This is a genomic window from Streptomyces spongiicola (assembly GCF_003122365.1).
Classification (GTDB): Bacteria; Actinomycetota; Actinomycetes; order Streptomycetales; family Streptomycetaceae; genus Streptomyces; species Streptomyces spongiicola.
Genome location: NZ_CP029254.1, coordinates 1,927,662 through 1,950,954, shown reverse-complemented (window position 1 = coordinate 1,950,954; position 23,293 = coordinate 1,927,662). Strand labels below are relative to the sequence as shown.

The window sequence follows — 23,293 nt, the reverse complement described above, 5'->3', positions numbered from 1 at the left end:
GCTGGAGGCATCCTCGCATCCGCCACGGACAACGCGCCCCGCCCCCACCCGTAAGTGATCTTGATTGGCCTGCTCTGGCCGCAAAAGTGCCTGGTTGGGATCGTCTCTGCCGTCCGGCAGACGGCCGTTCGGCAACCGCCGGGGCGCTCCCGGCGTCTTAGTCGCCGATCCGCTGATCACCCCGGTGACCCGATCGGCGGCACTACAGTGGGTCCGACACCCGGACGGAGCCAACCATGGACCGGGGAGACGGAACCACGGGGAACGACGTTCCATCGACGATCAGCAGGGAGCGCATGACGTGCGGCCGGTAGGGAGCAAGTATGTGCTCGAGGAGCCGCTCGGCCGCGGCGCCACGGGCACCGTCTGGCGGGCCCGTATGGGGGGCTCCCCCGGCACTGCGGCACCCGGGGGGAGTGAGGCCGCGGGCGCGGGTGCGGCCGTGCCCGGCGAGACGGTTGCGATCAAGGTCCTCAAGGAGGAGCTCGCCAACGACCCGGACATCGTGATGCGCTTCCTGCGCGAGCGGTCCGTCCTCCTCCGGCTGACCCACCCGAACATCGTGCGCACCCGCGACCTGGTCGTGGAGGGCGATGTCCTGGCCCTGGTCATGGATCTCGTCGACGGCCCCGACCTGCACCGCTACATCCGCGACAACGGGCCGTTCAGCCCGGTCGCGGCCGCCCTGCTCACCGCCCAGATCGCGGACGCGCTCGCCTCCAGCCACGACGACGGCGTGGTCCACCGCGACCTCAAGCCGGCCAATGTGCTGCTCGCCGAACGGGGCGGCGAGATGCACCCGATGCTCACCGACTTCGGGATCGCGCGCCTCGCCGACTCCCCGGGCCTGACCCGTACGCACGAGTTCGTCGGCACCCCGGCCTATGTGGCGCCCGAGTCCGCCGAGGGCCGCCCGCAGACGTCCGCCGTGGACGTCTACGGCGCCGGGATCATGCTGTACGAGCTGGTCACGGGCCGTCCGCCGTTCGGCGGGGGCACGGCACTGGAGGTGCTCCACCGCCACCTCAGCGAGGAGCCCCGGCGCCCCTCCACCGTTCCCGGCCCGCTGTGGACGGTCATCGAGCGCTGTCTGCGCAAGGAGCCGGCCGAGCGGCCGAGCGCCGTGAACCTGGCCCGGGGCCTGCGGGTCGTCGCCGCCGGTGTAGGGGTGCACGCCACGTCCGCGCAGATCGAGGCGGCCGAGGGCGTCGGGGCCCTGCTCGCACCGGACCCGTCGCCGGCCACCGTCCCCGGGATGCCGGGCGCGGCCGATCCCACCCAGGTGCTGCCGCACAACGCCGCCTCGCTGCACCAGGGCGGCGACCCGTACGACCCGAACGCCGCGACCAGCGTTCTTCCGCAGTCGGGCCCCGCCGGCGCCGCGGGGGACCGGACCGCGGTCATGCCGCCCGTGCCCCCGCGCCCCGACGGACCGCCGCAGGACGCCGGCCCGCCGCAGAGCGACGGACCGCACCCCTGGCAGTCCCAGTTGCAGGCGGCCCGGGACCGCAACGAGCAGACCCAGGTCCAGTACCTGGACCCGAGTGAGGACCCCCTGCGCCGCCGTCCGCAGCGCCGGCCGGCCCCGCAGCAGCAGCCGTACCAGCAGCAGTACCAGCAGCCGTATCAGCAACAGGGCCGCCGTCCTCAGCAGCAGCAACAGCAGCAACAGCAGCAACAGCAGTCGCAACAGCAGCGGCCGTACGCCCCGCCCCCGCAGCAGGGTTACCCGCCGCAGCCGCAGCCGCAGCCGCAGCGCCGGAGCGCGCCGCGGCAGCAGCCGCCCCGCCAGGCCTCCCAGCGGCCGCCGCGCGAGCCGCGGCCGCCCCGGCAGCGGAGCGCCAACCCGATGCGCATCCCCGGTCTCGGCTGCCTCAAGGGCTGCCTGTTCACACTGCTGCTGCTCTTCGTGGCGGGCTGGCTGATCTGGGAGCTGACACCGCTCCAGGACTGGATCGCCCAGGGCAAGAGCTACTGGCAGGCCATCGGTGACGCCGTGTCGGGCGTGACCGACTGGATCTCGGAGCTGGCCGGAGGCACGTCCGGAACCGGTGCGGACTCGGGCCTCGGCCCGGGCCAGTAGCCCGCCGCGCACGATCCCACCATCGTGACCTCCGTCGTCATGTCGACTTCTGCGGGGGAAAAAGCCCCGCAGAGGTGACGGTTGGCGCCTCCGGGGCACGACGCCCCCGACATCCGCGTAGTTTGATGGGCAACGCCAGCCGCTGAGGGAGCAGTCTTGGCACGGAATATCGGCAGCCGGTACGCGGCCCATCAGATCCTGGGCCGGGGCAGTGCGGGCACGGTGTGGCTCGGCGAAGGGCCCGAGGGCCCCGTCGCCATCAAGCTGCTGCGCGAGGACCTCGCCTCCGACCAGGAGCTGGTCGGGCGGTTCGTACGGGAGCGCACGGCCCTCCTCGGACTCGACCACCCCCGCGTCGTCGGCGTGCGAGACCTCGTCGTGGACGGCAGCGACCTGGCCCTCGTCATGGACCTCGTCCGGGGCACCGATCTGCGGACCAGGCTCGACCGGGAGCGCAGGCTCGCGCCCGCGGCCGCCGTCGCGATCGTCGCGGACGTCGCCGAGGGGCTGGCCGCGGCGCATGCCGCCGGCGTCGTCCACCGCGACGTCAAACCGGAGAACATCCTGCTGGACATGGAGGGCCCGCTCGGTCCCGGCGGCGCCCATCCCGCACTGCTCACCGACTTCGGCGTCGCCAAGCTGATCGACACGCCCCGCCGCACCAGGGCCACCAAGATCATCGGTACGCCGGACTACCTGGCCCCGGAGATCGTGGAGGGCCTGCCCCCGCGCGCCGCAGTGGACATCTACGCCCTCGCGACCGTGCTGTACGAGCTGCTCGCAGGCTTCACCCCGTTCGGCGGCGGGCACCCGGGCGCCGTACTGCGCCGCCATGTCACGGAGACCGTCGTCCCGCTCCCCGGTGTCCCGGACGAGCTGTGGCAGCTCGTCGTCCAGTGCCTGGCCAAGGCGCCCGCATCCCGTCTGCGTGCCTCCGAACTGGCCGCGCGGCTGCACGACCTGCTGCCGATGCTCGCGGGGATGCCGCCGCTCGACGTGGACGAGCCGGACGCCGGGCCCGGCGAGCCGTACGAGGAGACCGAGTACGCGGCGCGGCCGGCCGAACCTCGGCGCCGCGGGGCCGTCCCGCTGGTCCGCGGCTCGGCCACGGACGCCAACCGCGACACCCACACCTCGATGCGCGTGCCGGGCCCCGACGAACTGGCGGGCGGCGCCCGCGGCACGGCCCGCGCCCCGCGCACACCCGGCCAGCGCCGCCCCGGCTCCGCCCGGCACCGGGCCCTCCGCAGGCGCCGGATCACACTCGGCGTCGCGGGTCTGGTGCTGGCCGCGGCGGCCGGCGTCGGCGGCTGGCTGGCGGCGAGCGGCGGCGACAGCCCCGCACCGCCCGTGGACTCCGAGCAGTCGGCCCCGGCGCAGCCCTGACCGGGCTCCCGGCCCCGCCTGCGCCTGCGGCCGGAGCCCGGGCGGAGGCCGGGACGGAGGCCGGGGCGGGAGCCGGGTCAGGGCGGTAGGCCGGGTCGCAGCCTCTTCCCGGTGACCCGGTGACCCGGTGACCCGGTGACCCGGTGACCCGGTGACCCGGTGACCCGGTGACCTGTGCCCTGTGACCGGTGCCGGTGCCGGTGCCGGGTGCCCGTCGTCCTCGGACGCGACAGGCGCGACAGGCGTGATGCGCGATGCCGTTACCCTTGGACGCGTGGCAGTCGTCGATGTATCCGAAGAGCTGAAGTCCCTCTCCTCGACCATGGGGTCGATCGAGGCCGTCCTGGACCTCGACAGGATGAGGGCAGACATCGCCGTGCTCGAGGAGCAGGCGGCGGCGCCGTCCCTCTGGGACGACCCCGAGGCGGCGCAGAAGATCACCAGCAGGCTCTCGCACCTGCAGGCCGAGGTCCGCAAGACGGAGGCGCTCCGCGGGCGGATCGACGACCTCGAAGTGCTCTTCGAGCTCGCCGAGGCCGAGGACGACCCGGACACCCGCGCCGAGGCCGAGGCCGAGCTCGAGGCCGTCCGCAAGGCGCTGGACGAGATGGAGGTCCGCACCCTCCTCTCCGGCGAGTACGACGAGCGTGAGGCGCTGGTCAACATCCGGGCCGAGGCCGGCGGGGTCGACGCCGCCGACTTCGCCGAGCAGCTCCAGCGCATGTATCTGCGCTGGGCCGAGCGCCACGGCTACGGCACGGAGGTCTACGAGACCTCCTACGCGGAGGAGGCCGGCATCAAGTCGACCACCTTCGTCGTGAAGGCGCCGTACGCCTACGGCACCCTGTCGGTGGAGCAGGGCACACACCGCCTGGTCCGCATCTCCCCGTTCGACAACCAGGGCCGGCGGCAGACGTCCTTCGCCGGTGTCGAGGTCCTCCCCGTCGTCGAGCAGTCCGACCACGTCGACATCGACGAGTCCGATCTGCGCGTCGACGTCTACCGCGCCTCCGGTCCGGGCGGCCAGGGCGTCAACACGACCGACTCGGCGGTCCGCATCACCCACATCCCGACCGGCATCGTCGTCTCCTGCCAGAACGAGCGCTCCCAGATCCAGAACAAGGCGAGCGCGATGAACGTCCTCCAGGCGAAGCTCCTCGAGCGCCGCCGCCAGGAGGAGCAGGCCAAGATGGACGCCCTCAAGGGCGACGGCGGCAACTCCTGGGGCAACCAGATGAGGTCGTACGTCCTGCACCCGTACCAGATGGTCAAGGACCTGCGTACGGAGTTCGAGGTCGGCAACCCGCAGTCGGTGCTCGACGGCGAGATCGACGGCTTTCTGGAGGCGGGCATCCGCTGGCGGAAGCAGCGGGAGAAGTAGCGGTAGCAGCTGTACGCGACGGCCGTGCCTCCCCCGCGGGGGAGGCACGGCCGTTCGCGGTTCCGGAACCGCCAACCGGAACCAGAACCGATTTCGGTCCGTGGTTTCGGTGCCCGGCCCCGGGCCCCGGCCCCGGCCCTGGCCCTGGCGGGCGCGCCGACCGAAGGCCCCTCCGCGGACCGGTGGCCCGGCCGGCCCGCTGCCCCGGCCGGCCCGCTGCCCAGGCGTCCGCGTGAGTGCGTGTGCCCTGCTCCCCCGTGCCGGCGCAGGCACTGTGGCTGCCGCCACACCGCAGGCGGCGCATCCGGCAAGCCGCTTGCGTAAACTCAATTCCTGCTCAAGGAAGCAGAGTTCACCATGCGCGGACAAACGCTCACGGATAGATTCTCGAATCCGGGCGCAAGCCGTTGGTGCGACCGTGGGCCGGCTGCGCCGGGGCTGCACGTCCGCACCTCTTCACACAGAGGTGCTCGCGACGATCGGCGCCCCCGCGTGGTCGCGCCGGCAGCGACGGATGCGCGGCATCCGCTTCCTTATCCGCCCTGTGTGCCCGCGGTCACTTATGCCTTCGGCAGCCCGTTTCGCCGCGTCGCTGTGCGGCATTCCGGGACGCGTATGAAGCCGGAATCGTTCTCGACCGTCCCCCCGGTGCCGTGTGGCCGGACCTGCCGGACCGTCATATAGGGCATCGTGCGCGGGATTTGCTGATGCGATCTGCCGGCAGGTGATCGCTCCGGCCCGAACGCCGCGGTAGCCGGCCGCGATCTCATCGCCTACCGTGGGGAACCGGATGGTATTAGGTGGGCGTCGTAGTGTCCGAGGAATTGATAGATTCACAGGGAATGCATAACAGCGCCCGCTCATTCGGGGTGAATCGGGCCTGCACGGCCGCCGTCTGGCACGCTTTGCTTCCGGTCGGGTACTTTCCGTAGTGTGTCCGGTCCGGGAGTCGAATCGGATCAAGGGGTGCGGGCGGGCGGGAATGCGGCATGCCCGAACTTACGTGGAACGGGAAATGGATGAATCCTAAACCGGTGGCATGGTTCCTTAAGCGAAGTCTCTTCGGTTGACAAAGAGAAGTTCAGGAAATGCCGCCACGGAGGGAAGTTTTGCTTATTGTTTGTGCGGCAGCGGCGTCATCGGATCGCCACCCCCACCCATGGGCGACCGGAAGCAGTTGACGACGGACGTTCCGCCAAGCACTGCCACGATTCGCAGGAGAGGCAAGGATGGTCGGGCACAGCGGCAGCGGGTCCTCCGCAGAAGGCGCCCATTCCGTGCTCCACACACGACTCATACCGCCCGTGCTCGGCCCCCTTCTCGACCGTCCCCGACTGTTCCGGACGCTCGACAGCGGAGTGACGAGACGGCTCACCGTCGTGGTCGGTCCGCCGGGGGCGGGCAAGAGCGCGCTCCTGGCCTCCTGGGCCGGATCACTGCCGCTCGGCGAGCCGGCGTGGCTCACTCTCGACGCCGACGACAACCACGTCCCCCGGCTCCTCACCCATCTCGCCGCGGCCCTGACCCGTGCCACCGCCTCCCGGGGCGGCGAGGCTCTCCGCTTCGGCGACGGGGTGAGTGTGCCGGCCCTGCTGGACGAGGTGTCCGGGCATCCGCATCCGCTCGTCCTGGTCGTCGACGGCTTCCACGAGCTGAGGCCCGGGCCCGCGCGCAGTGCGCTGCTGCAGTTCGCCCGGTACGCACCGGGCGGTCTGAGCGTGGTGCTCGCCAGCCGGAGAGAACCGGACCTGCCGCTCCACAAGCTCCGCGCCGGCGGCGAACTCACCGAGATCAGGGGCGCGGACCTCGCGTTCACCCATGCGGAGACGGCCGAGCTGTTCCGGGCGCACGGAGCGGGGGCCGATGACGACCAGATCGCCGCCGTGGTCCGATGCTCGGGAGGCTGGGCCCTGGCGGTCCGCTACGCCTCGGTCAACCCGGTACGGGGCAACGATCCCCACTCCTGCCTCGAGGGGTGGTCCCAGGCCATCCGCCACTGCTCCGACTTCCTGCTCTCGGAACTGCTCGACCCGATGCCGACGGACGACCAGGACGTGTTGCTGCGCACCAGTCTGCTCGGCGGGTTCAGCGCGTCCCTGCTGCGCGCCCTGACGGGCCGGGCCGACCTCAACCGGGTGCTGCGCAGACTGTCCACCGAGCATGACCTGCTGGTGCGTGACGACGAGTGGACCTACCGGCTGCCCAACCCGCTGATGCGGGGGGTGCTCTCGAGGGAACTCGCCGAGCGGTACGGCTGGCCCGAGGTGAGCCGCCTGCTGAACAAGGCGGCCCGCTGGTACGAGGACATGGGTGCGACCTCCGCCGCCCGGAGGTACGCGGCAGCCGCGCAGGCCCACGCGGCGGGGCCCGCGCCGGGGGGCGGCATCCTCCTCCCGCCGGGGCTGGGGCGCGTCGGTGGGGGAGCGTCCCCCCGGGTGCCCGCGGGTGACGCAACCCGGTCACCCGCCCGGTCACCCGTCCGGTCACCCGCCGGGTCACCCCGTCCGTCACCCGCTCCGCTGCCCCCCGGTGAGGAGGCCGCAACGGGCTCCGGGCCGTATGCGGCCGCCGACTCGCTGACGCGCAGCGAACTCGACGTCCTGCGGCTGCTGCCGCAAGGCCTGACGCTGGACGAGATCGCCGCCCGCCGCCACGTGTCCCTCAACACCGTCAAGACGCAGGTACAGGCCATCTACCGCAAGCTCCAGGTCGGCCGCAGACGCGACGCGGTCCGGGTCGCCGCGGAGCGAGGCCTGATCAGTCCCCGGGGCTGACCCCCCACGGCCCGCCGGCCCCGGGCCGTGCTGCCCCGGGTCGTGCTTCCCCGGGTCGTGCTTCCCCGGGCCGTGCTTCCCCGGGCCGTGCTCCCCGGGTCGTGCTGCCCGGGCCGTGGTGCCCCGGTCGCCGGGGCGGGTGTCCGGTGTGGTGCTTCCCCGGGTCGTGCTGCCCGGGTCGTGCTGCCCGGGTCGTGCTGTCCCGGGTCGTGCTGCCCGGGTCGTGCTGCCCGGTCGCCGGGGCGGGTGTCCGGTGTGGTGCTTCCCCGGGCCGCGCTGCCCCGGGCCGTGCTTCCCCGGTCGCCGGGGCGGGTGTCCGTGCTGCCCCGGGCCGTGCTGCCACGGTCGCCGGGCCGTGCTGCCCGGGTCGTGCTGCCCGGGTCGTGCTGCCCGGGTCGTGCTGTCCCGGGTCGTGCTGCCCGGGTCGTGCTGCCCGGTCGCCGGGGCGGGTGTCCGGTGTGGTGCTTCCCCGGGCCGCGCTGCCCCGGGCCGTGCTGCCCGGTCGCCGGGGCGGGTGTCCGGTGCGGTGCTGCCGGGTGTCGTGCTGCCCGGCAGACGTCCGGTGCGCCGCCGCCGGCGCGAGGGCGCTCGCCTCGGCGCCCCGTACGGCGGGTGATGCTCCGTCACCCTCATCCCGTCCGGCCCCCGGAACGCGTTTCACCCCCGACGCGTGATGCCTCCCCCACCGGCCCACCGGTTGGCTTCAGCCGATCGCTGCGCACGCAGATGACAGGAGGCAGCCAGTGCTGGATGCATGTGCGAGGGACGACCGGACCGCCGCCGCGGACCGGGGGGACGGCGCGACGGAGGACGACCTCGCAGGGCTCCGGCGGCTGGAGGCTGTCGTCGGGCCCGCCGGGCGGCCGGTGCGGGGGTCCCAGCTCCTTCCCAACCTGCCGGGCGAGCCCCCGTACTCGGTCTTCGTCTCGTCCATCGGCGACCCCACCGCCCTCTGGTCCGACACCCCCGCCCAACCTCAGGGGCTGGACGGCGCCGGAGGCGGAACCGACGCCGAGCGGGCCCGGCTGATCAGTGTCGCCGAGGCCCTGGAGCGCTACACCAACTCCTTCTACCAGCCGCAACTGGTGCGCTGGGCGACCGCGGACGAACTCGGCGACGAGGCGGTCGACCTGGACGCGCTCCCGCGCTGCTCGGAGACGGAGCTGTCCGACGAGGCGAACTGGCTGATCCGCCCCGACGGTTCGCTGCCGCAGCGCTGGGTGCGCGGCTGGTCGCTCACCCGCGGCCGCCCGGTCTGGATCCCCGCGTCCTACGTCTGGCTGTTCACCGCGCACGAGGCGATGGGGGAGCGGATCGCCAACCCCATCTCGACCGGCTGCGCGATCCACTCGGATCTGCATCAGGCGCTGGTGAACGGTGTCTGCGAGGCGATCGAACGCGACGCGATCGCAATGGTGTGGCTCCAGCGCCTCGAACTGCCGGAGATCGACGTCACCGGCGAGCCGTCCCTGCGGGAGCAGCACCGGCGGGTCAGGGACGGCTTCGTCGAGTACCGCTTCTACGACGCCACCACGGACGTGGGCGTCCCCACGGTCTACGCGGTCGTGCTCAGCGACCACAACGACACCCTGGGCCAGCTGGTGATGTGTGCGACCGGGACCGACCCCGCCGAGGTCATCCGCAAGATCTACCGGGAGGCGGCCTCCTCGCGTATCGCCCTGCAGGCCCCGCACAGCGTCCCCGGGGACCCGCGGGACTTCACCAGTGTGCTGCACGGCGCGATCCACATGGGGCGTCCCGAGCGGCGCGGGGCCTTCGACTTCCTGCTGGGCGGGCAGCGCGCCACCCGGGTGCCCGGTGATCTGCCGCGGGCGCCGGCCGGCCCTCCGGAACGGCAGCTGTCCTGGCTGGTGGAGCGGCTGGCCGCGGTGGAAGCGGAGGTGATCGCCGTGGAGCTGACGACGGACGAGGCCCGGCGCGCCGGGCTCCGCTCGGTACGGGTCGTCGTACCCCAGCTGATGCCGCTGTCCTTCGTGCACCGCAACCGCTACCTGGCGCACCCCCGGCTCTACCGGGCACCGGTCGCGATGGGGCTCACCAGCCACCCGGAACACGAACTCAACCCCCACCCGCAGCCCTTCGCCTAGGAGAGAACCGCCGTGCCGTTCACCACCGCACCCGCGCACATCCTGTGGACCGGGACGTTCGGCAGGAGGGTCGCCGACCACCTGACCGCTCTCACCGACTGGCCCTCCGCCACCGCAGACGCCCTCGGGACCCGGTCCGCGGAGTGGCCCCACACCGCGCTCCGCGTGCTCGCCCTCTGGCGGGACGAACCCACCCTCCTGGAGGGGGTCGCCCGGCTGCACAGCGCGTGCCGCACGACCTGGCTCCCGGTCGTCCAGGAGTTCCCCCTCATCAGGGTCGGCCCCCTGGTCGTGCCGGGCGAGGGCCCCTGCCACTCCTGCTACACCCGGCGCCGGACCCAGCACGAGCGGGGGCGCGAGGTCTCCCGGGCCCTGCAGCAGTCGAGGTCGGCCGACCCAGGCCACGGGATCGCCGGGTTCACCGACGCGCAGGCCATGATCGCGGCCGGTCTCGCCGTGGACCTCCTCACCCGCTACCGCACCGGCGACGGAGCCGTACCCGGGCAGGTGACCTTCTACAACATGCTGAGCCGGTCGCTGTTCTCCGACACGGTCATCGGCGTCCACGGCTGCGAGGAGTGCGGGGCGCCGGTGGACCCCGACGACGGATGGCGGTGGCTCGCCGACGAGCTGCCGCTGGCCACCGGCACCGCGGCGGGAGGCGAGCGGTGAGCGCCCTCGCCGGCGAGCCGGGACAGCGCGGCACGCCCGCGGCGGTCGTCGCCGCGGCCGTGAGCACCGATCCCCAGTTCCGACTTCCCGCCCGCCCGCAGCTCTGCCGGGGGCTCCACGTGGTCGACACACCGGACGGCGTGGTCATCGACGGAGGCGCCGAACGCCAGCATCTGCGCGGCGCCTCGGCCTCGGTCCTCCGGCGGATCCTGCTGCCCCTCCTGGACGGCAGCCGGGACATCGCCGGGCTGGCCCGGGCGACCGGATGGAGCGAGTCGGCCGTCCACCAGGCCGTCGCCACCCTCTACTTCGCCGGGGTGCTGGAGGACGCGGCGCAGACCGTACCCCCACCGGAGGGCGAGGGGCCGTCGGAGCCGGCCGCGGTCTGGATGTCGCGGACGCTGGACTGCGCCCGCGTCCACCCCCACTCCAGCCATGCGGCGCTCGCCGCGGCACGGGCCCGGGTGCGGTTGAGCGTACGGGCGTCCTGGTGGCAGCCCCTGCGGACGGCGCTGGCCGACCTGGGGATCACCGATGTGCTCCCGCTCGCGCCCGGCGAGGGGGTGCCCGAGGACGCACTGGTCGTGGCCGACCTCGCGGCGCCCCGCGCGACGGTCGACCGGATCGTCGAGGAGAGCGCCCGGCGCGGCAGCCGGCTGCTGCTGGCGGACGAGCGGGACGGACGGGTGGCCGTGGGGCCCCTGGTGGACCCGTCGGCGACCGCCTGCGCGCACTGCGCCCGCAACGCCGTCGCGCCCCGGCCCCTGCCGCCCGAGGGGTTCCTGGACGCGGCCGCCACCCCGGGCGCGGTGACCGCGGCCGGACTGATCGCCGAGGAGCTGCGGGCCCTGCTGCTGCGGGGCGAGCCGGTCCAGTCGCTCGGCGGGCGGCTCGTGGTGGACCTCGCGGACCTGTCCACCACCACCCACAAGCTGACCCCCGAAGTCGGCTGCCGCACCTGCTACCCGACGGCCGAGGGCCGCGACGGCCTCCCGCAGGAGGACGGGCCGCTGCACTACGAGCACGCCGTGGCCTTCCCTCCCCGGCATCTGGTCAACCCCAAGGCGCACCAGCACCACTTCCGCCCGGAGAACGTCGGGCTCCAGTTCGAGCGGCTGAGATACCCCAACAACCCGCGGCTTCCGCTGCCCGACGCGTCCCTGGCGAACCTGGAGAAGCTCACCGCCGACGCGGAACCGCCACCGTGGCCGGAGGCCCTGGCGGCCCTGATGCGCTTCACCGCCGGGCTGCGCGGCCCCGGCGACGAGGGGGAGTCCACCGACCCCACCCGGGTCAACAGATGGGCGCCGACCGGCGGCAACCTGGGCTCGCCCCATGTCTACGCGCTGCTCCGGGACGTCCCCGGCCTCCCCGACGGCGTCCACTACTACGACGCCGCCGACCACGCGCTCACCGCCATGCACCCCCACACCGAACACCTCGGCACCCTCCTCGCGGCGCTGGGCGCCGAATCCGAGGACGGCGGGACACGGCCCGGTGTGCATCTGGTCCTCGCCTCGGACGTCGGCCGCGTCGCCCGGAAGTACGGCCCCTTCGCCTACCGCGTGGGGAACCTCGACACCGGGTGCGCGCTGGCCCAGCTCGCTCTCACGGCCCGGGCGATCGGGCTGGCGCACGGGCTGCTCGACCCCCATCCCCTGCAACGGCACCGGGAACTCCTCGTGGGCGCCGCCGGGCCCGCGCTCATCACCGCCGCCGTTCGGCTCCACGACGAAGGGAGCGGCTCGTGCCGCTGATCGACACGGCCCGCCTCACCGAGGAGCTGCTGGCCGCACCGCCCACCGCACCGCACCACGCACCACGCACCACGCCACGCACCAGGCCACCCACCACGCCGACCGTCCCCGCCGCCACGGTGTCCCCCGCCGCCACGGTGTCCGGCACCGGCACCGGCACCGGCACTGGCACAGGCACCGGGTTCCGGCCCGGAGCGGTTCCCCCGCTGCCCGGCGACCCCGTCCAGGCGCTGCGCCGCCGCACCGCCCAGCGGCACTGGGCACCCGAACCCATGGACGGTGACGTCCTCGTCCGGGCCCTCGGTTACGCCTTCGAGCAGGACGAGCGCCTGTGGCGGCCGGCCTTCCCCACCCTCCCGGCGCCGTCCGCGACCGTACTGGTCCAGCGGCTCCTGGGCGTTCCCGACGGCTGCCACCACTATGTCCCCGGGGCACGGCGGCTGGAGCCCGAGCCGCGCGACCTTCCGCCGCTCGCCGACCTGGTGCTGCAACTGGAGTTCGGCGATGCACCGGCTCTCGTGGTGGTCCACGGCGACCTCGCGGCGACCGCCGAACGGCACGGGGCGGGTGGCCACCGGCTGCTGCTGGCACGCGGCGCGGCGCTGGCCCACGCCACCTGGCTCGCGGCCCTCTCCCTCGGAGCCGCCGGCTCCGTGTTCGCCGGTGTGCTCGGTGCGGCGGGACGCACCCATCTGGGCATCGACGGGTCCGGCCGGGCACAGCTGATCGGACTGGCCCTCGGGTCCCCCCACCGGGCCCGGCCGACCCAGGCCCAGGCCCAGGCTCGGCCCCAGGCCCAGGCCCAGGCCCAAGCCCAGGCTCAGGCTCAGCCCCAAACCCGGGCTCAGGCCCAGGTATCGGCCCCGGCCCAGGTATCGGCCCCGGCGCAGGTATCGGCCCCGGCGCAGGTATCGGCCCTGGCCGACCGTACCGGGGAGCGGTGATGGCCGCCCCGTCCGCCGGCGTCGCCTCCGGCAGCGCGGAGCCGTCCTGGCTCGACACCGAGCGCCCGGCCATGCGCCCCGACGTCGAGATCACCGAGGGCCTGCACCACGAACCGCTCGCCTACGACCCGGTCAGCGGCCACTACACCCGGCTGTCGAAGAGCGGGGCCGCGATCCTCACGGCCCTCGACGGATCCATGACCGGGCGGGAGTTCGCCGCCCGCGCCTCGCGCACGGGAGGCGGTGACGGTTCCACCCGGCAGGTGGTGCTGGACTTCCTCGGGGAACTGCGCGCCGCCGGGCTGCTCACCGTGCCGCCGGACGGCGGCCGGGACACCTCGGCCGTGCGTTTCGCGCGCCGCAGCCACATGCCTCGCCGGCCGCTGGTGGGCTCCGGGGTCAGCGCCGTGCTGGACCCGCCCGCCGCGCTGCTCCGCCGCGCACCGCTCCCGTTCGGCGTCCTCTGGCTGGCCGCCGCCGTCTTCGCGGTGTGGGGCGCGGGGTCGGTGCTCGCCGCTCCCCTCGCGTCCGGCGGGCCGGACCTGTCCCTCCCGGTGTGGGGCTGGACGATCGTCGTCTCCAGCATGCTGCTCCAGACCGCGCTGCACGAACTGGCCCACGGACTGGCCTGCCGCTACTACGGCGTCCCCGTCCGGGAGATCGGCGTCGGTCTCCTCTTCTACCTGGTTCCCGTGGCCTATGTGGACCGCACCGACGCCCACCGGCTTCCCGGCCGCGGGTCCCGGGTGGTCATCGCCCTGGCCGGAGTGGCCCAGGACGTGCTGTGGCTGGGTGGCTGGTCGGCGCTGTCGATGTACGCCGAGGGCCGGTTCGGGCAGCTCTGCGTGCTGATGGTCTGGATTCAGATCGGCCTGTTGCTGGCGAACCTCAACCCGCTGCTCCCCACCGACGGCTACCACGCGCTGGAGTCGGCGATGGGCACACTGAACCTGCGCTCGCGCGCCTTCACCGCTCTGCGGTGCCGGGTGCTGCGGGAGCCGCCGCCGAGCTGGCTCGCCGTCCGGAGCCGCTCCCGGCAGTTGCGCTACCAGGTGTTCGGCGTCGTGTGCCTGGCGTACGCGCTGCTCGTCGCGGTGTTCTGCGTACGCTCCCTGCTGGTGCTGTTCGGGGGCGCGTGATGACGACCTCGACCGAGAGGCAGCAACCGGCCCCGGCCTCGACGCAGCCCCCGGCCTCGCCCCCACCCCCGGCGGTGGCCCCGGCGCAGGCCCCGGCGGTGGCCAGGTCTTCCACCCCGGCGCAGGCCCCGGCGGTGGCACCGCGTCCCGCGACCGCGGCGCAGGCCGCGGACGCACCCGCCGCCGGACACCTCCTGGCCGAGGGCCCGGCGCTGAGCAGGGTCGCCGGGCTGCCGGCAGCCGACGTGGCACCCCTGGCGGCCGGGCAGGTCGCCGAGGTCCTGGACCGGATCGCCGCGGCCCGCCGGGAACTGGCCGCCCTCGCACCGGCGGTGACCGGACTGCTGTACGACGCCGTACCGCTGATGCCGACCACCGGCGCGCGCCGGTCGGTGCTGCGCTGGCGGAGGGCCGCGCACGCCGGACGGCCGGACCCGGTGGCGCCGGAGCTGCTCGCGCAGGTCCGCGGGGTACTCGCGCCGACGGGGAGGGAGACCTCGGCACTGGATCGCTGGGCGGAACGCGCCCGGGCCCTCGCCGGGCTGCGGCAGCTGCTGCGGCTGCGCGCCGGGGCCGCGGAGGCGGCCGAGGAGCGGACGCTGCGGCACCTCATGGGCCTGCCCGCGGTGTCCGGCGCGCTGGCGCTGGTCTCACCCGTGTTCTCCCGCCGGGTGCGGCAGCCGGGCGGGCGGCCGCTGGACCGGGGGGAGCGCCTCACCGCCTACGGATACGCCGTACGGTCCGCGCTCAAGGCCAGCCCGCTGTCGTCGCTCACCCATGTCGCCGTCCCGGGAGCGGACCACGGCGCACGGGTCCGGGTCTGCCTGCACCCCCTGGTCGGCCGGGTGCTGCTGCGGGCCGCGGCGGTCCGCGACGGGGTGCGCGGCCTGGTCCGCTGGCGGGTCAACGGCTCCCTGCGCGCCGCGGGCCCCATCGCCCGGCTGAGTGAGCCCAGGCAGTCGGTGACGGACGGCTGGGCCTGGTCGGACGACGAGGTCCTGGACGCCCGCGGAAGGGAGGACCTGTTCGCCGCCCTGCGGGATCCGCGGGGGCTGCCCGCCGTCCGGCTGGGCCGGTATCTGGAGGCCGGTCTGCTGGACGTCGACGACCCCTGTCCGCAGGACCGGCTCCCGGACTGGGTCGCCGCGGCACTGGCCGCGTCCCCCGATCCGTCGGACCGCCGGGTGGCCGGGCTGCTGCTGACCGCGACGGCCGAGCTGGCGGCCATCGCCGGGGGCGGCCCGGCGGCCCGCGCCGCCGGCCTGGTGCGGCTGCGCGAAGCGCTGGAGGAGGCCCTCGACGTGCTCGGCGCGGCGGACGACTGGCCGCTGCGCGAGGTGACCCTGGTCTACGAGGACCGGGCGGGCGCCCTCCCGGTCCGCGCCCGGGACGACGAGCGGGCCGCGGTGCTGCGGCGCCATGCCGGGGCCGCGTGCGACAGCCTGCGGGTGTCTCCCGAGTACCAGGCGCTCACCGACGCGTTCGTGGCGCGGTTCGGCCCGGACGGTGTCTGCGACGACGTGTTCGGCTTCTTCCAGGAGCTGTCCGCGTTCGGAGTGCCCGGCGGGCCCGGTGCCCCCGGCCGGCCCGCCGGCACCTGTGCTCCCGGCGGGCCCGGGGACTCCGGTGCTCCCGCTGGTACCGGTGCTCCCGGCGGGCCCGGTGCTCCCGGTGCTCCCGGTGCTCCCGGTGCTCCCGCCGGCACCGGGGACCCCGGAGCCCCTCTCGGCCCCACCCCCGGCACGGCGCGCCCCGCCCGTCCGGGGCGGTCGAGTTGCCTGCCCTCGGTCGCGGTCGTCTACCAGGACTGCGAGGAGCGAGACGGCGGCCCGCTCCTCGTCGTCAACCAGGTCTCGTCGGGTACGGGCGGGCTGGTCGCCCGCTTCCACCGGCTGTACGACTCCGCCGGGGGTCCGCGCGGGGCCGGCTTCGCCGAACGGCTCCGCGCCTGGGTGCGCACGCTGCATCCGGACGCCGAGTGCCTGGAGTTCGTCCCGGCCCGCGAGGTCAACCCCCTCCAGGGGGACAGCTGCGGAGTCCTCCCCACGTCGCTGCACTGGCCCACCGCGCCGCGCGGGTCCGGTCCGTGCGTACCGCTGGACGAACTGGAACTGGCGCACGACAGCCGGGCGAACGCGCTGGAGCTGCGACGCCGCAGCGGTACGCCGGTGGCACCCGTCTACCTCGGCACCGTCCCGCGCCATCTGGTCGGCGGAGCGGCCCGGTTCCTGCTCGTCCTGGCGGACCCCTGGTGGCTGCCCCCGGGCCTCGCCGACGGCACCCGCCCGGACGACCCGGCGGAGACGGGGCACACGGTGTCGGCCCGGCGCGTCGTGGCGGGTGCGGCGGTTCGGCGGGCGCGGTGGCGGATGGAGGCGTCCGAGGTGCCGCGCCGGGAACCGGGCGAGGAGACGGCGGACTTCCTGGAGCGGACGGACGCGTGGCGGCGCGGACACGGCATGCCCGCCGAGGTGTACGTCAGGGGTGAGAGCGGCGTCCCGCGGCGCGGGGACAGGGCCCGTAAGCCCCTGTGGCTGGCCTTCGCCTCCTCCACCGGCCTCGACCTGCTGGACCGCCTGACCGAACGGCCGGAAACGGTGGTGGTGTTCACCGAGTGCCTGCCGCTGCGCCCGGCAGTGGCGGAACCGGACGCCCGGGTGGTCGAGCACTGCGTGCACTTCGCCCGCCCGGCGCGGGTCGACGACCGGGAGCGGAGCTGAGATGGCCAACGAGGAATGGCTCTACGCCCGGGTCCACCACACCGGGCACCGGGACGGCGAACTCCTGCTGGCCGACCTGGTCCCCCGCTGGGTCGACGCGGCCGAACGGGCGGGCGTCCGGCGGTGGTTCTTCATCCGCTACGCCGACGCGAGCGGCCCGCATCTGCGGGTTCGCTTCCGGGGCACCCCGGCCGTGCTCGACGACTGCTGGGAGGCCGGCCGCGCCCTGTGGAAGGAGCACGTCCCCCCGCCCGCCCGGGGGGAGGTCCAGCGGCTGCACCCGCGGGCGGAGGAGGGCCTGCCCGGTCACGGCGGTCGCCGGCTCAGCCTCGGCCTCTACGGCCGGGAGCACCACTACTACGGATCTCCCGCGGCCGCCGGTATCGCCGAGGAGGTCTTCCAGGCGAGCAGTGAGCTGAGCCTGGGCGCGGTACGGGCGACCGGACCGGACCGCACGGCCAGGGCACACCTCGCGGTGCTGGTGATGCGGTCCTGCCTGGGCACGCTGGGCCGGACGCAGCGCGAGCGGATCTGGCGGCTGCACTGGGGCCACTGGACGGGTCTGCTCGCCGGGGATCCGGCCTGGCTCCGGGAGACCGAGCGGATCGCCGAACGGTGGCCGTCGGGGGGACGACCGTCCACCGGTGACCGGGAGGCCGCAGCACGGCCGGACGCCGCCGGTACCGCCGCCGCGTCCGCGTCCGTGTCCGCGCTGCCCACCGCCGCCGTTGCCGGTACGGACGCCGGTACGGACGCCCGTACCGCCGCCGTTGCCCGTACCGACGCCGTAGCCGGTACCGACGCCGTAGCCGGTACGGACGCCGGACCCGTGCCCGCGCTGACCGCCGCCGCCGCCGACGCGCTGGGCCGCGACCTCGCGGACGGTGTGCGGCGAGCCCTGGCCGCCGACCCCGATGCCGTCGCCTCCCGTCTGCTGCTGATGCAGATGCACATGACGCTCAACCGGCTCGGCTTCCTCCCCCTCGAAGAGGCCGTGCTCGGGCGGGTGGCGGCTCGGGCGGAACACTCCGATCCCCCCGTGCCACCCCGGGCGCATCCCGACGCGCCCCCCGGCGCGACCGCCCCTTAGCGGGCCCCGAGACCCGGCGCCCGGCAAGGGCGCCGTAGCGGCCCCGCCCGGGGCCGCAGCCTGAAGATCACGAAAGGAACAGCGTGATGAACGAACTCGACCTGCGCATCGAGCAGGAGAGCCTCGAGATCGAGGTGCTCCCCGACACCCAGTCCGCGGGCAACTGCGCCGGTACCGCCAGCACGGCCGGATCCTTCTCCTGCCCCGCGGGCTCCATCGGCAGCGCCGGCTCGGCCAGCTCCACCTGACACGGATCGCCCGCGCCGGACCGCACGGACCCGACCGCGGCCCCGGACCCCCGGAGCCGCACCACCCACCACATGACAGGAGACCGCAATGAACGAACTCGACCTGCGTCTGGACCAGGAGATGCCCGAGCTGGAGGTGCTCCCCGAGGAGTACTCGGCCGGCAACGTCTCCTCCGCCGCCACCGTCGGCTCCGGTTCCTGCCCGGCCATGACCTGGGGGACCGCGAGCACCCTGAGCTCCAAGTAGCCCGCCCGCACCATGGCCGGCCGGGCCACCGGGCCCCGGCCGGCCACCGGAAGACGAGCCGGCGGACCCGCCGGTCACACCAGTAGAGGAGACATCATGGACAGGTTGCCCGAGACCGACGTACTGGAACTCGTGCTGGAGGGCGAGCGCCCCGAGCTGGAGGTGCTGCCGGCCGAGTACGCCCCCGGCAGCTCCGTCGGGTGCGCGGGAAGCATCAGCTGCGCGTCCTGCCCCGCCGCCACGATCAGCAGCGGGTCGACCGCCAGCAGCCACTGAAACCGCGCACGGCACGGGCGACGGGTTCGAGCCGTCCGCCCCGCCGGCCCGGGCGTCCGCGGCGGGTCCGAGGACCTGCCGCAGACATCGCCGACCACCGCCGGTCCGCCGGCGGACACCCGAACACACCCACACACACCGTCATACGGGAGGGAAACATGAACGACATCACCCCGGCCACCGGCCTGGCACTCGACCTCCGCCTCGACCAGGAGGCGCCGGAACTGGAGGTCCTGCCGACGTCCCACTCGCCCGGCAGCACCGTGGGCTGCGCCGCCACCGGCAGCTCCATCTCCACGCCGTCGGGATGCTTCAGCAGCGCGGGCACGGCGAGCAGCGCCTGAGTGCGTGCCGTCCCACAGGCCGCTGACGGACGGCCGGTGACCGGGCCCGTGCCCGGCACCTGAGTAAGTCCCGGCCGCCGGGGCGGCCGGAACCCACCCGACAAGGGCGGGACCGGCCGCCCCTTCCAGGCCGAGCCCGCGGCTGACGCGGGCCCCATGGCCGGCCCGGGGCGCGACACTCCCCACGCGCGCTCCGGGCCGGTCTCCGTGTCCTCCGCGGGACCGGTGGCCATCCGCAGACCGCCATCCGATTGCGGTCACGGAAAGAGACTCCGTGCTCTACGCTCGGTAGTGGTGATGGAGGCGACCACAGCCTCACACCGGGGGAGTTGCACATGGCGATCGAGGACAACCCGAAGTCCCGCGAGACGTACGGGGCCGAGCTGAGGCGCCGTCGTGAGGCGGCCGGACTCACACAGGAGGAGTTGAGCCGGCGGGTGGTCATGTCCCGCACGCACATCGCGCACATCGAGGCGGGCAGGCGCAGACCGGACATCGAGGACGCACGCCGACTTGATCGCGTGATGGACAGCGGAGGGTTCTTCGAGCGGTTCCTGCCGTCGCTGAAGGAGGGCAAGGTCGCGGAGCACTTCGCGGAGGCGCTGGAACTGGAACGCCAGGCGAAGGCGATTCGGGAGTACGCGCCGAAGCTCGTGCCGGGCGTCCTCCAGACGGAGTCGTACGCACGTGAGGTGCTCAGCTCGGGCTTCCCGTCCAAGACGGAGGCCGAACGCGACAGGCTCCTCGGTACGCGACTCGCCCGTGCCCGCATTCTCGACGACTTCCATTCGCCGGTGTTCTGGGCACTGCTCGACGAGGCGGTGCTGCGATGCCCGATCGGTGGTTCGGCAATCATGAGCGAACAACTTCTGCATCTCGCCGACCTGGGCGAGAGCCTACGGATCCGAGTGCACGTCCTCCCCTTCTCGGCCGGTTTTCATGCCTTGGTGGAGGGCTTCGTATCGCTCATGTGGTTCAGTGATCTGCCACCTGTCGCGTACGTGGAGGGTCTGAAGACCGGGCGAGTGCTCGAAGTCCCGTCCGTGGTGCGCGATTGCCAGGTCGCATACGATCACGCCTTGGGGGACGCGCTCTCGCACCGCGAGTCCCTGGCTCTGATCAGGTCCGTCGCAGAGGAGTACGAGCATGCACAGCAGTGAGCACGTCACCCCCGGCACCGGCACCGCCCCGAAGTGGCGCAAGTCCAGCCACAGCGGCGGCAGCAGCGGCGATTGCCTCGAAGTCGGCGACATATGCACCGCCTGCGTCCCCGTCCGGGACAGCAAGAACCCCCATGGCCCCGCCGTGGTGTTCGGCGCGACCGCATGGACGGCCTTCGTCGACTCTCTCAGGGCCCAGCCGATCGCCTCTGAGTGACTCCGGTCGCCGTCCCCGTGATTCGCGGACGGGAAGCGAAAAGCCGCTGACCGCTCGTTTTGTCGACAAGGCAACTGGCCTTGAAAGGACGGTAGTTACCGTCTTACGTCACAGTTATCTGCTCCCGCCTCGGGCAACTGGCCTTATTTCGGGCGTCGCGCGCGCAATGGAACTTGACGCGTCCGCGGAAACTGGAAAAGCTGTCGCGCGGCATGCGTACCTGTGGGGCGGATGTGAGCGGGGGAGTGGAAACGCGGCCCCTGGACCGTCACCGCCCCTGACGCTGCACTACCGACGAATGAGCTACTGGGGGTAGCAGCAGATGATCAAGAAGACGCGGGTTCGCGTCGCGCGGATCGCGGCCGGCGCGGTGATCGCCGCGGGCGCTTCCCTGACCGCCGCTGGTGCGGCCCAGGCCTTCGACGATGACCTGAGCGCCGGCGCTGAGGTGACGCAGGAGGGTGCCGAGATCGGTCTCGGCATCCAGGAAGAGGATGACACCGGCGGCGCTCTCGGTGGCGTCGATGCTGGTGCTACGGACGGCGGTGCTACGGACGGTGGCGCTACGGACGGTGGCGCTACGGACGGCGGTGCTGCGGACGGTGGCGCTACGGACGGCGGTGCTACGGACGGCGGTGCTGCGGACGGCGGCGCGACCGACGGTGGGGCTACGGACGGCGGCGCGACCGACGGTGGGGCTACGGACGGCGGCGCGACCGACGGTGGCGCGACCGACGGCGGGGCGACGGACGGTGGGGCGACGGACGGCGGGGCGACGGACGGTGGCGCGACCGACGGCGGCGCTGCGGACGGCGGGGCGACGGACGGCGGGGCGACCGACGGCGGTGCTGCGGACGGCGGGGCCACGACTGGCGACCCGGCCACGACCGGTTCCACCACGGGTGGACCGGTGACCACCGGCGGTTCCTCCAGCACCGGGGGCTCCACCACCACCGGCGGCTCCGCCGTGACCGGTGGTGGTGACGGCTGCACCGTGAGCGTCGAGGGCGCCGAGTGTGTCGACAACACCGACACCGACTCCGTCGGCTCGCAGCCGGTCGAGCAGGGCAAGGCCAAGGAGGAGCTGGCTGAGACCGGCGCCACCGAGACCACGTTCCTGCTGGTCGGTGCAGCGACGATGATCGCCGGCGGTATCGGTTTCCGTATGCTGCCCCGCCTCGTCGGTGGCCGCGCCGCCGTCTGATTCGCGCCCGCCCGTACGGCCGGGCTGGTACACCCGGTCGGATGTGACGTACGGTAGCGATTCGCTACGGAAAGCGACAAGGGGTCCGGAGGGGCGGAGGCTGATCAGCGTCAGCCGGGAGACTCTCCGGACCCCTATGGGTTCCCGGGCGGGACGCCGCGCGGGTGTCGGGTCGGGTTTCCCCGGCCCTGCCTGCGGGCTCTTCCCCCCGGCCTTCCCCCGGCGGCCCTTCCCCGGCTCCGGACCATCCCGTCAGGCGGTGGTCTGGTGCGCCAGGAGGGCCAACGCCGCCACGAGGACCACCAGCAGTGCGACCAGCGCCGCCGGGTTCAGGCCCGCGAAGGGGCCGTTCTGCTGCAGACGCTCGCGGCTGGCCCGGCAGACGGGGCAGCGGCCCTCGGCGACGGGTGCGGCGCAGTTGGCGCATACCAGTCGGTCGTAGGTCATGCGCTCTCCTCCTTCCGCGCGGCGGGGCCACCGGCGGAGTCGTTCTTGCGGCGTTTCCCGGTGCTCCCGGACCTTCGGGCGTTCCCGGCTCATCCGGCGTGTCCCCGGTGGTTCCCCGGCGTGTCCCCGGTGGTTTCCCGCGTGCTCTCTTCGCGCAACGCTCAGGGAACCGCGTTCGTTCCCGACACCACTGTGCCAGCTTGCGGGCGATTCGGCGCGCCCCGTCGGATCAGGCCTGTTCCGGGGCTTGAAGTAGAGGCGAACGGGCGCCGTCAATCCGACAAATCGCGCAACTCCGGGCGGTGACTGCACGCGCCATCCCCGTTCGCGTATGGTCACGCACACATACTCCCGGCCGACCGTGGTGCATCCGTGATCCGATTCGACAGCGTCTCCAAGAGCTACCCCAAGCAGAACCGTCCAGCCCTGCGCGACGTCTCCCTGGAGATCGAGAAAGGCGAGTTCGTCTTCCTCGTGGGGTCGTCCGGCTCCGGCAAGTCGACCTTCCTGCGGCTGGTCCTGCGCGAGGAACGCGCCAGCCAGGGGCAGGTCCACGTCCTCGGCAAGGACCTCGCGCGCCTGTCCAACTGGAAGGTGCCCCACATGCGACGGCAGCTGGGCACCGTGTTCCAGGACTTCCGCCTGCTGCCGAACAAGACCGTCGCCCAGAACGTGGCCTTCGCGCAGGAGGTCATCGGCAAGCCGCGCGGTGAGATCCGCAAGGCCGTTCCCCAGGTCCTCGACCTCGTCGGTCTCGGCGGCAAGGAGGACCGGATGCCCGGTGAGCTCTCCGGCGGTGAGCAGCAGCGCGTGGCGATCGCCCGGGCGTTCGTCAACCGCCCCATGCTGCTGATCGCGGACGAGCCGACCGGAAACCTCGACCCCCAGACCTCCGTCGGCATCATGAAACTGCTGGACCGGATCAACCGGACCGGGACCACGGTGTTGATGGCGACCCACGACCAGAACATCGTCGACCAGATGCGCAAGCGCGTCATCGAGCTCGAACAGGGCCGGCTCGTACGCGACCAGGCGCGCGGTGTCTACGGCTACCAGCACTGAGCAGGCACTGAGCAGGTAGAGGAAAGGCTGAAAC

General features: G+C 73.6%; 20 protein-coding genes. 19 read left to right on the top strand and 1 reads right to left on the bottom strand.

From position 1 onward, the window contains the following. Window positions 1-301: 301 nt before the first annotated feature. The 18 genes from DDQ41_RS08475 to DDQ41_RS08375 all read left to right on the top strand — a co-directional run bounded on the left by DDQ41_RS08475 (window position 302) and on the right by DDQ41_RS08375 (window position 21,750). Entirely contained in the window at window positions 302-2,083 is a 1,782-nt protein-coding gene (locus DDQ41_RS08475) for a serine/threonine-protein kinase (protein ID WP_109293938.1), read from the top strand. A 156-nt stretch (window positions 2,084-2,239) separates the two neighbouring features. Then, complete coding sequence (locus DDQ41_RS08470; RefSeq protein WP_109293937.1) at window positions 2,240-3,469, top strand: serine/threonine-protein kinase; 1,230 nt, start codon at window positions 2,240-2,242, stop codon at window positions 3,467-3,469. A 274-nt stretch (window positions 3,470-3,743) separates the two neighbouring features. Further along, window positions 3,744-4,850, top strand: a complete 1,107-nt coding sequence (prfB, locus tag DDQ41_RS08465; protein WP_109293936.1) for a peptide chain release factor 2 — start codon at window positions 3,744-3,746, stop codon at window positions 4,848-4,850. 1,277 nt (window positions 4,851-6,127) lie between these two features. Continuing rightward, entirely contained in the window at window positions 6,128-7,624 is a 1,497-nt protein-coding gene (locus tag DDQ41_RS08460; protein ID WP_262508394.1) for a helix-turn-helix transcriptional regulator, read from the top strand. 743 nt (window positions 7,625-8,367) lie between these two features. Beyond that, window positions 8,368-9,732 (top strand): YcaO-like family protein, encoded by a 1,365-nt coding sequence (locus tag DDQ41_RS08455; RefSeq protein WP_109293935.1) that lies wholly within the window; start codon window positions 8,368-8,370, stop codon window positions 9,730-9,732. Between the two features lie 12 nt (window positions 9,733-9,744). After that, complete coding sequence (locus tag DDQ41_RS08450) at window positions 9,745-10,404, top strand: TOMM precursor leader peptide-binding protein (protein ID WP_109293934.1); 660 nt, start codon at window positions 9,745-9,747, stop codon at window positions 10,402-10,404. Further along, window positions 10,401-12,161 (top strand): TOMM precursor leader peptide-binding protein, encoded by a 1,761-nt coding sequence (locus DDQ41_RS08445; protein WP_109293933.1) that lies wholly within the window; start codon window positions 10,401-10,403, stop codon window positions 12,159-12,161. The genes DDQ41_RS08450 and DDQ41_RS08445 overlap by 4 nt, the downstream gene beginning before the upstream one ends. After that, the gene (locus DDQ41_RS08440; RefSeq protein WP_262508393.1) at window positions 12,152-13,105 is read left to right on the top strand and encodes a nitroreductase family protein; all 954 of its coding nucleotides are present in this window, start codon (window positions 12,152-12,154) and stop codon (window positions 13,103-13,105) included. The genes DDQ41_RS08445 and DDQ41_RS08440 overlap by 10 nt, the downstream gene beginning before the upstream one ends. Next, on the top strand, window positions 13,105-14,244 hold the full coding sequence (locus DDQ41_RS08435) for a PqqD family protein (protein WP_109293932.1): 1,140 nt from the start codon (window positions 13,105-13,107) through the stop codon (window positions 14,242-14,244). Before DDQ41_RS08440 ends, DDQ41_RS08435 begins: the two co-directional genes overlap by 1 nt. Then, on the top strand, window positions 14,244-16,964 hold the full coding sequence (locus tag DDQ41_RS31200; protein ID WP_162602635.1) for a hypothetical protein: 2,721 nt from the start codon (window positions 14,244-14,246) through the stop codon (window positions 16,962-16,964). The genes DDQ41_RS08435 and DDQ41_RS31200 overlap by 1 nt, the downstream gene beginning before the upstream one ends. Window position 16,965: 1 nt before the next feature. After that, window positions 16,966-18,054, top strand: coding sequence for a lantibiotic dehydratase C-terminal domain-containing protein (locus tag DDQ41_RS08410; RefSeq protein WP_109293928.1), 1,089 nt, complete (start codon window positions 16,966-16,968; stop codon window positions 18,052-18,054). 86 nt (window positions 18,055-18,140) lie between these two features. Then, a complete protein-coding gene (locus DDQ41_RS08405; RefSeq protein WP_109293927.1) occupies window positions 18,141-18,302 on the top strand; it encodes a thiocillin family RiPP in 162 nt (53 codons plus the stop codon). Between the two features lie 88 nt (window positions 18,303-18,390). Beyond that, window positions 18,391-18,549 carry a thiocillin family RiPP gene (locus tag DDQ41_RS08400; protein ID WP_109293926.1) on the top strand — a complete coding sequence of 53 codons (159 nt, stop codon included), beginning with the start codon at window positions 18,391-18,393 and terminating at the stop codon, window positions 18,547-18,549. 96 nt (window positions 18,550-18,645) lie between these two features. Then, window positions 18,646-18,825 carry a thiocillin family RiPP gene (locus DDQ41_RS08395; protein WP_109293925.1) on the top strand — a complete coding sequence of 60 codons (180 nt, stop codon included), beginning with the start codon at window positions 18,646-18,648 and terminating at the stop codon, window positions 18,823-18,825. Window positions 18,826-18,983: 158 nt separating this feature from the next. Beyond that, the gene (locus DDQ41_RS08390) at window positions 18,984-19,169 is read left to right on the top strand and encodes a thiocillin family RiPP (protein WP_109293924.1); all 186 of its coding nucleotides are present in this window, start codon (window positions 18,984-18,986) and stop codon (window positions 19,167-19,169) included. Between the two features lie 335 nt (window positions 19,170-19,504). After that, a complete protein-coding gene (locus tag DDQ41_RS08385) occupies window positions 19,505-20,329 on the top strand; it encodes a helix-turn-helix domain-containing protein (protein ID WP_109293923.1) in 825 nt (274 codons plus the stop codon). After that, window positions 20,316-20,546, top strand: coding sequence for a DUF397 domain-containing protein (locus tag DDQ41_RS08380; protein WP_109293922.1), 231 nt, complete (start codon window positions 20,316-20,318; stop codon window positions 20,544-20,546). The genes DDQ41_RS08385 and DDQ41_RS08380 overlap by 14 nt, the downstream gene beginning before the upstream one ends. A gap of 322 nt (window positions 20,547-20,868) precedes the next feature. Continuing rightward, the gene (locus tag DDQ41_RS08375) at window positions 20,869-21,750 is read left to right on the top strand and encodes a hypothetical protein (protein WP_109293921.1); all 882 of its coding nucleotides are present in this window, start codon (window positions 20,869-20,871) and stop codon (window positions 21,748-21,750) included. Between the two features lie 252 nt (window positions 21,751-22,002). Here the strand turns inward: DDQ41_RS08375 and DDQ41_RS08370 are convergent, their stop codons facing one another. Next, window positions 22,003-22,197, bottom strand: coding sequence for a hypothetical protein (locus DDQ41_RS08370; RefSeq protein ID WP_109293920.1), 195 nt, complete (start codon window positions 22,195-22,197; stop codon window positions 22,003-22,005). Window positions 22,198-22,569: 372 nt separating this feature from the next. On the opposite strand from DDQ41_RS08370, the gene ftsE reads away from it, so the two are divergent. Continuing rightward, the gene (gene ftsE / locus DDQ41_RS08365; protein ID WP_109293919.1) at window positions 22,570-23,259 is read left to right on the top strand and encodes a cell division ATP-binding protein FtsE; all 690 of its coding nucleotides are present in this window, start codon (window positions 22,570-22,572) and stop codon (window positions 23,257-23,259) included. The last annotated feature ends 34 nt before the right edge of the window (window positions 23,260-23,293 follow it).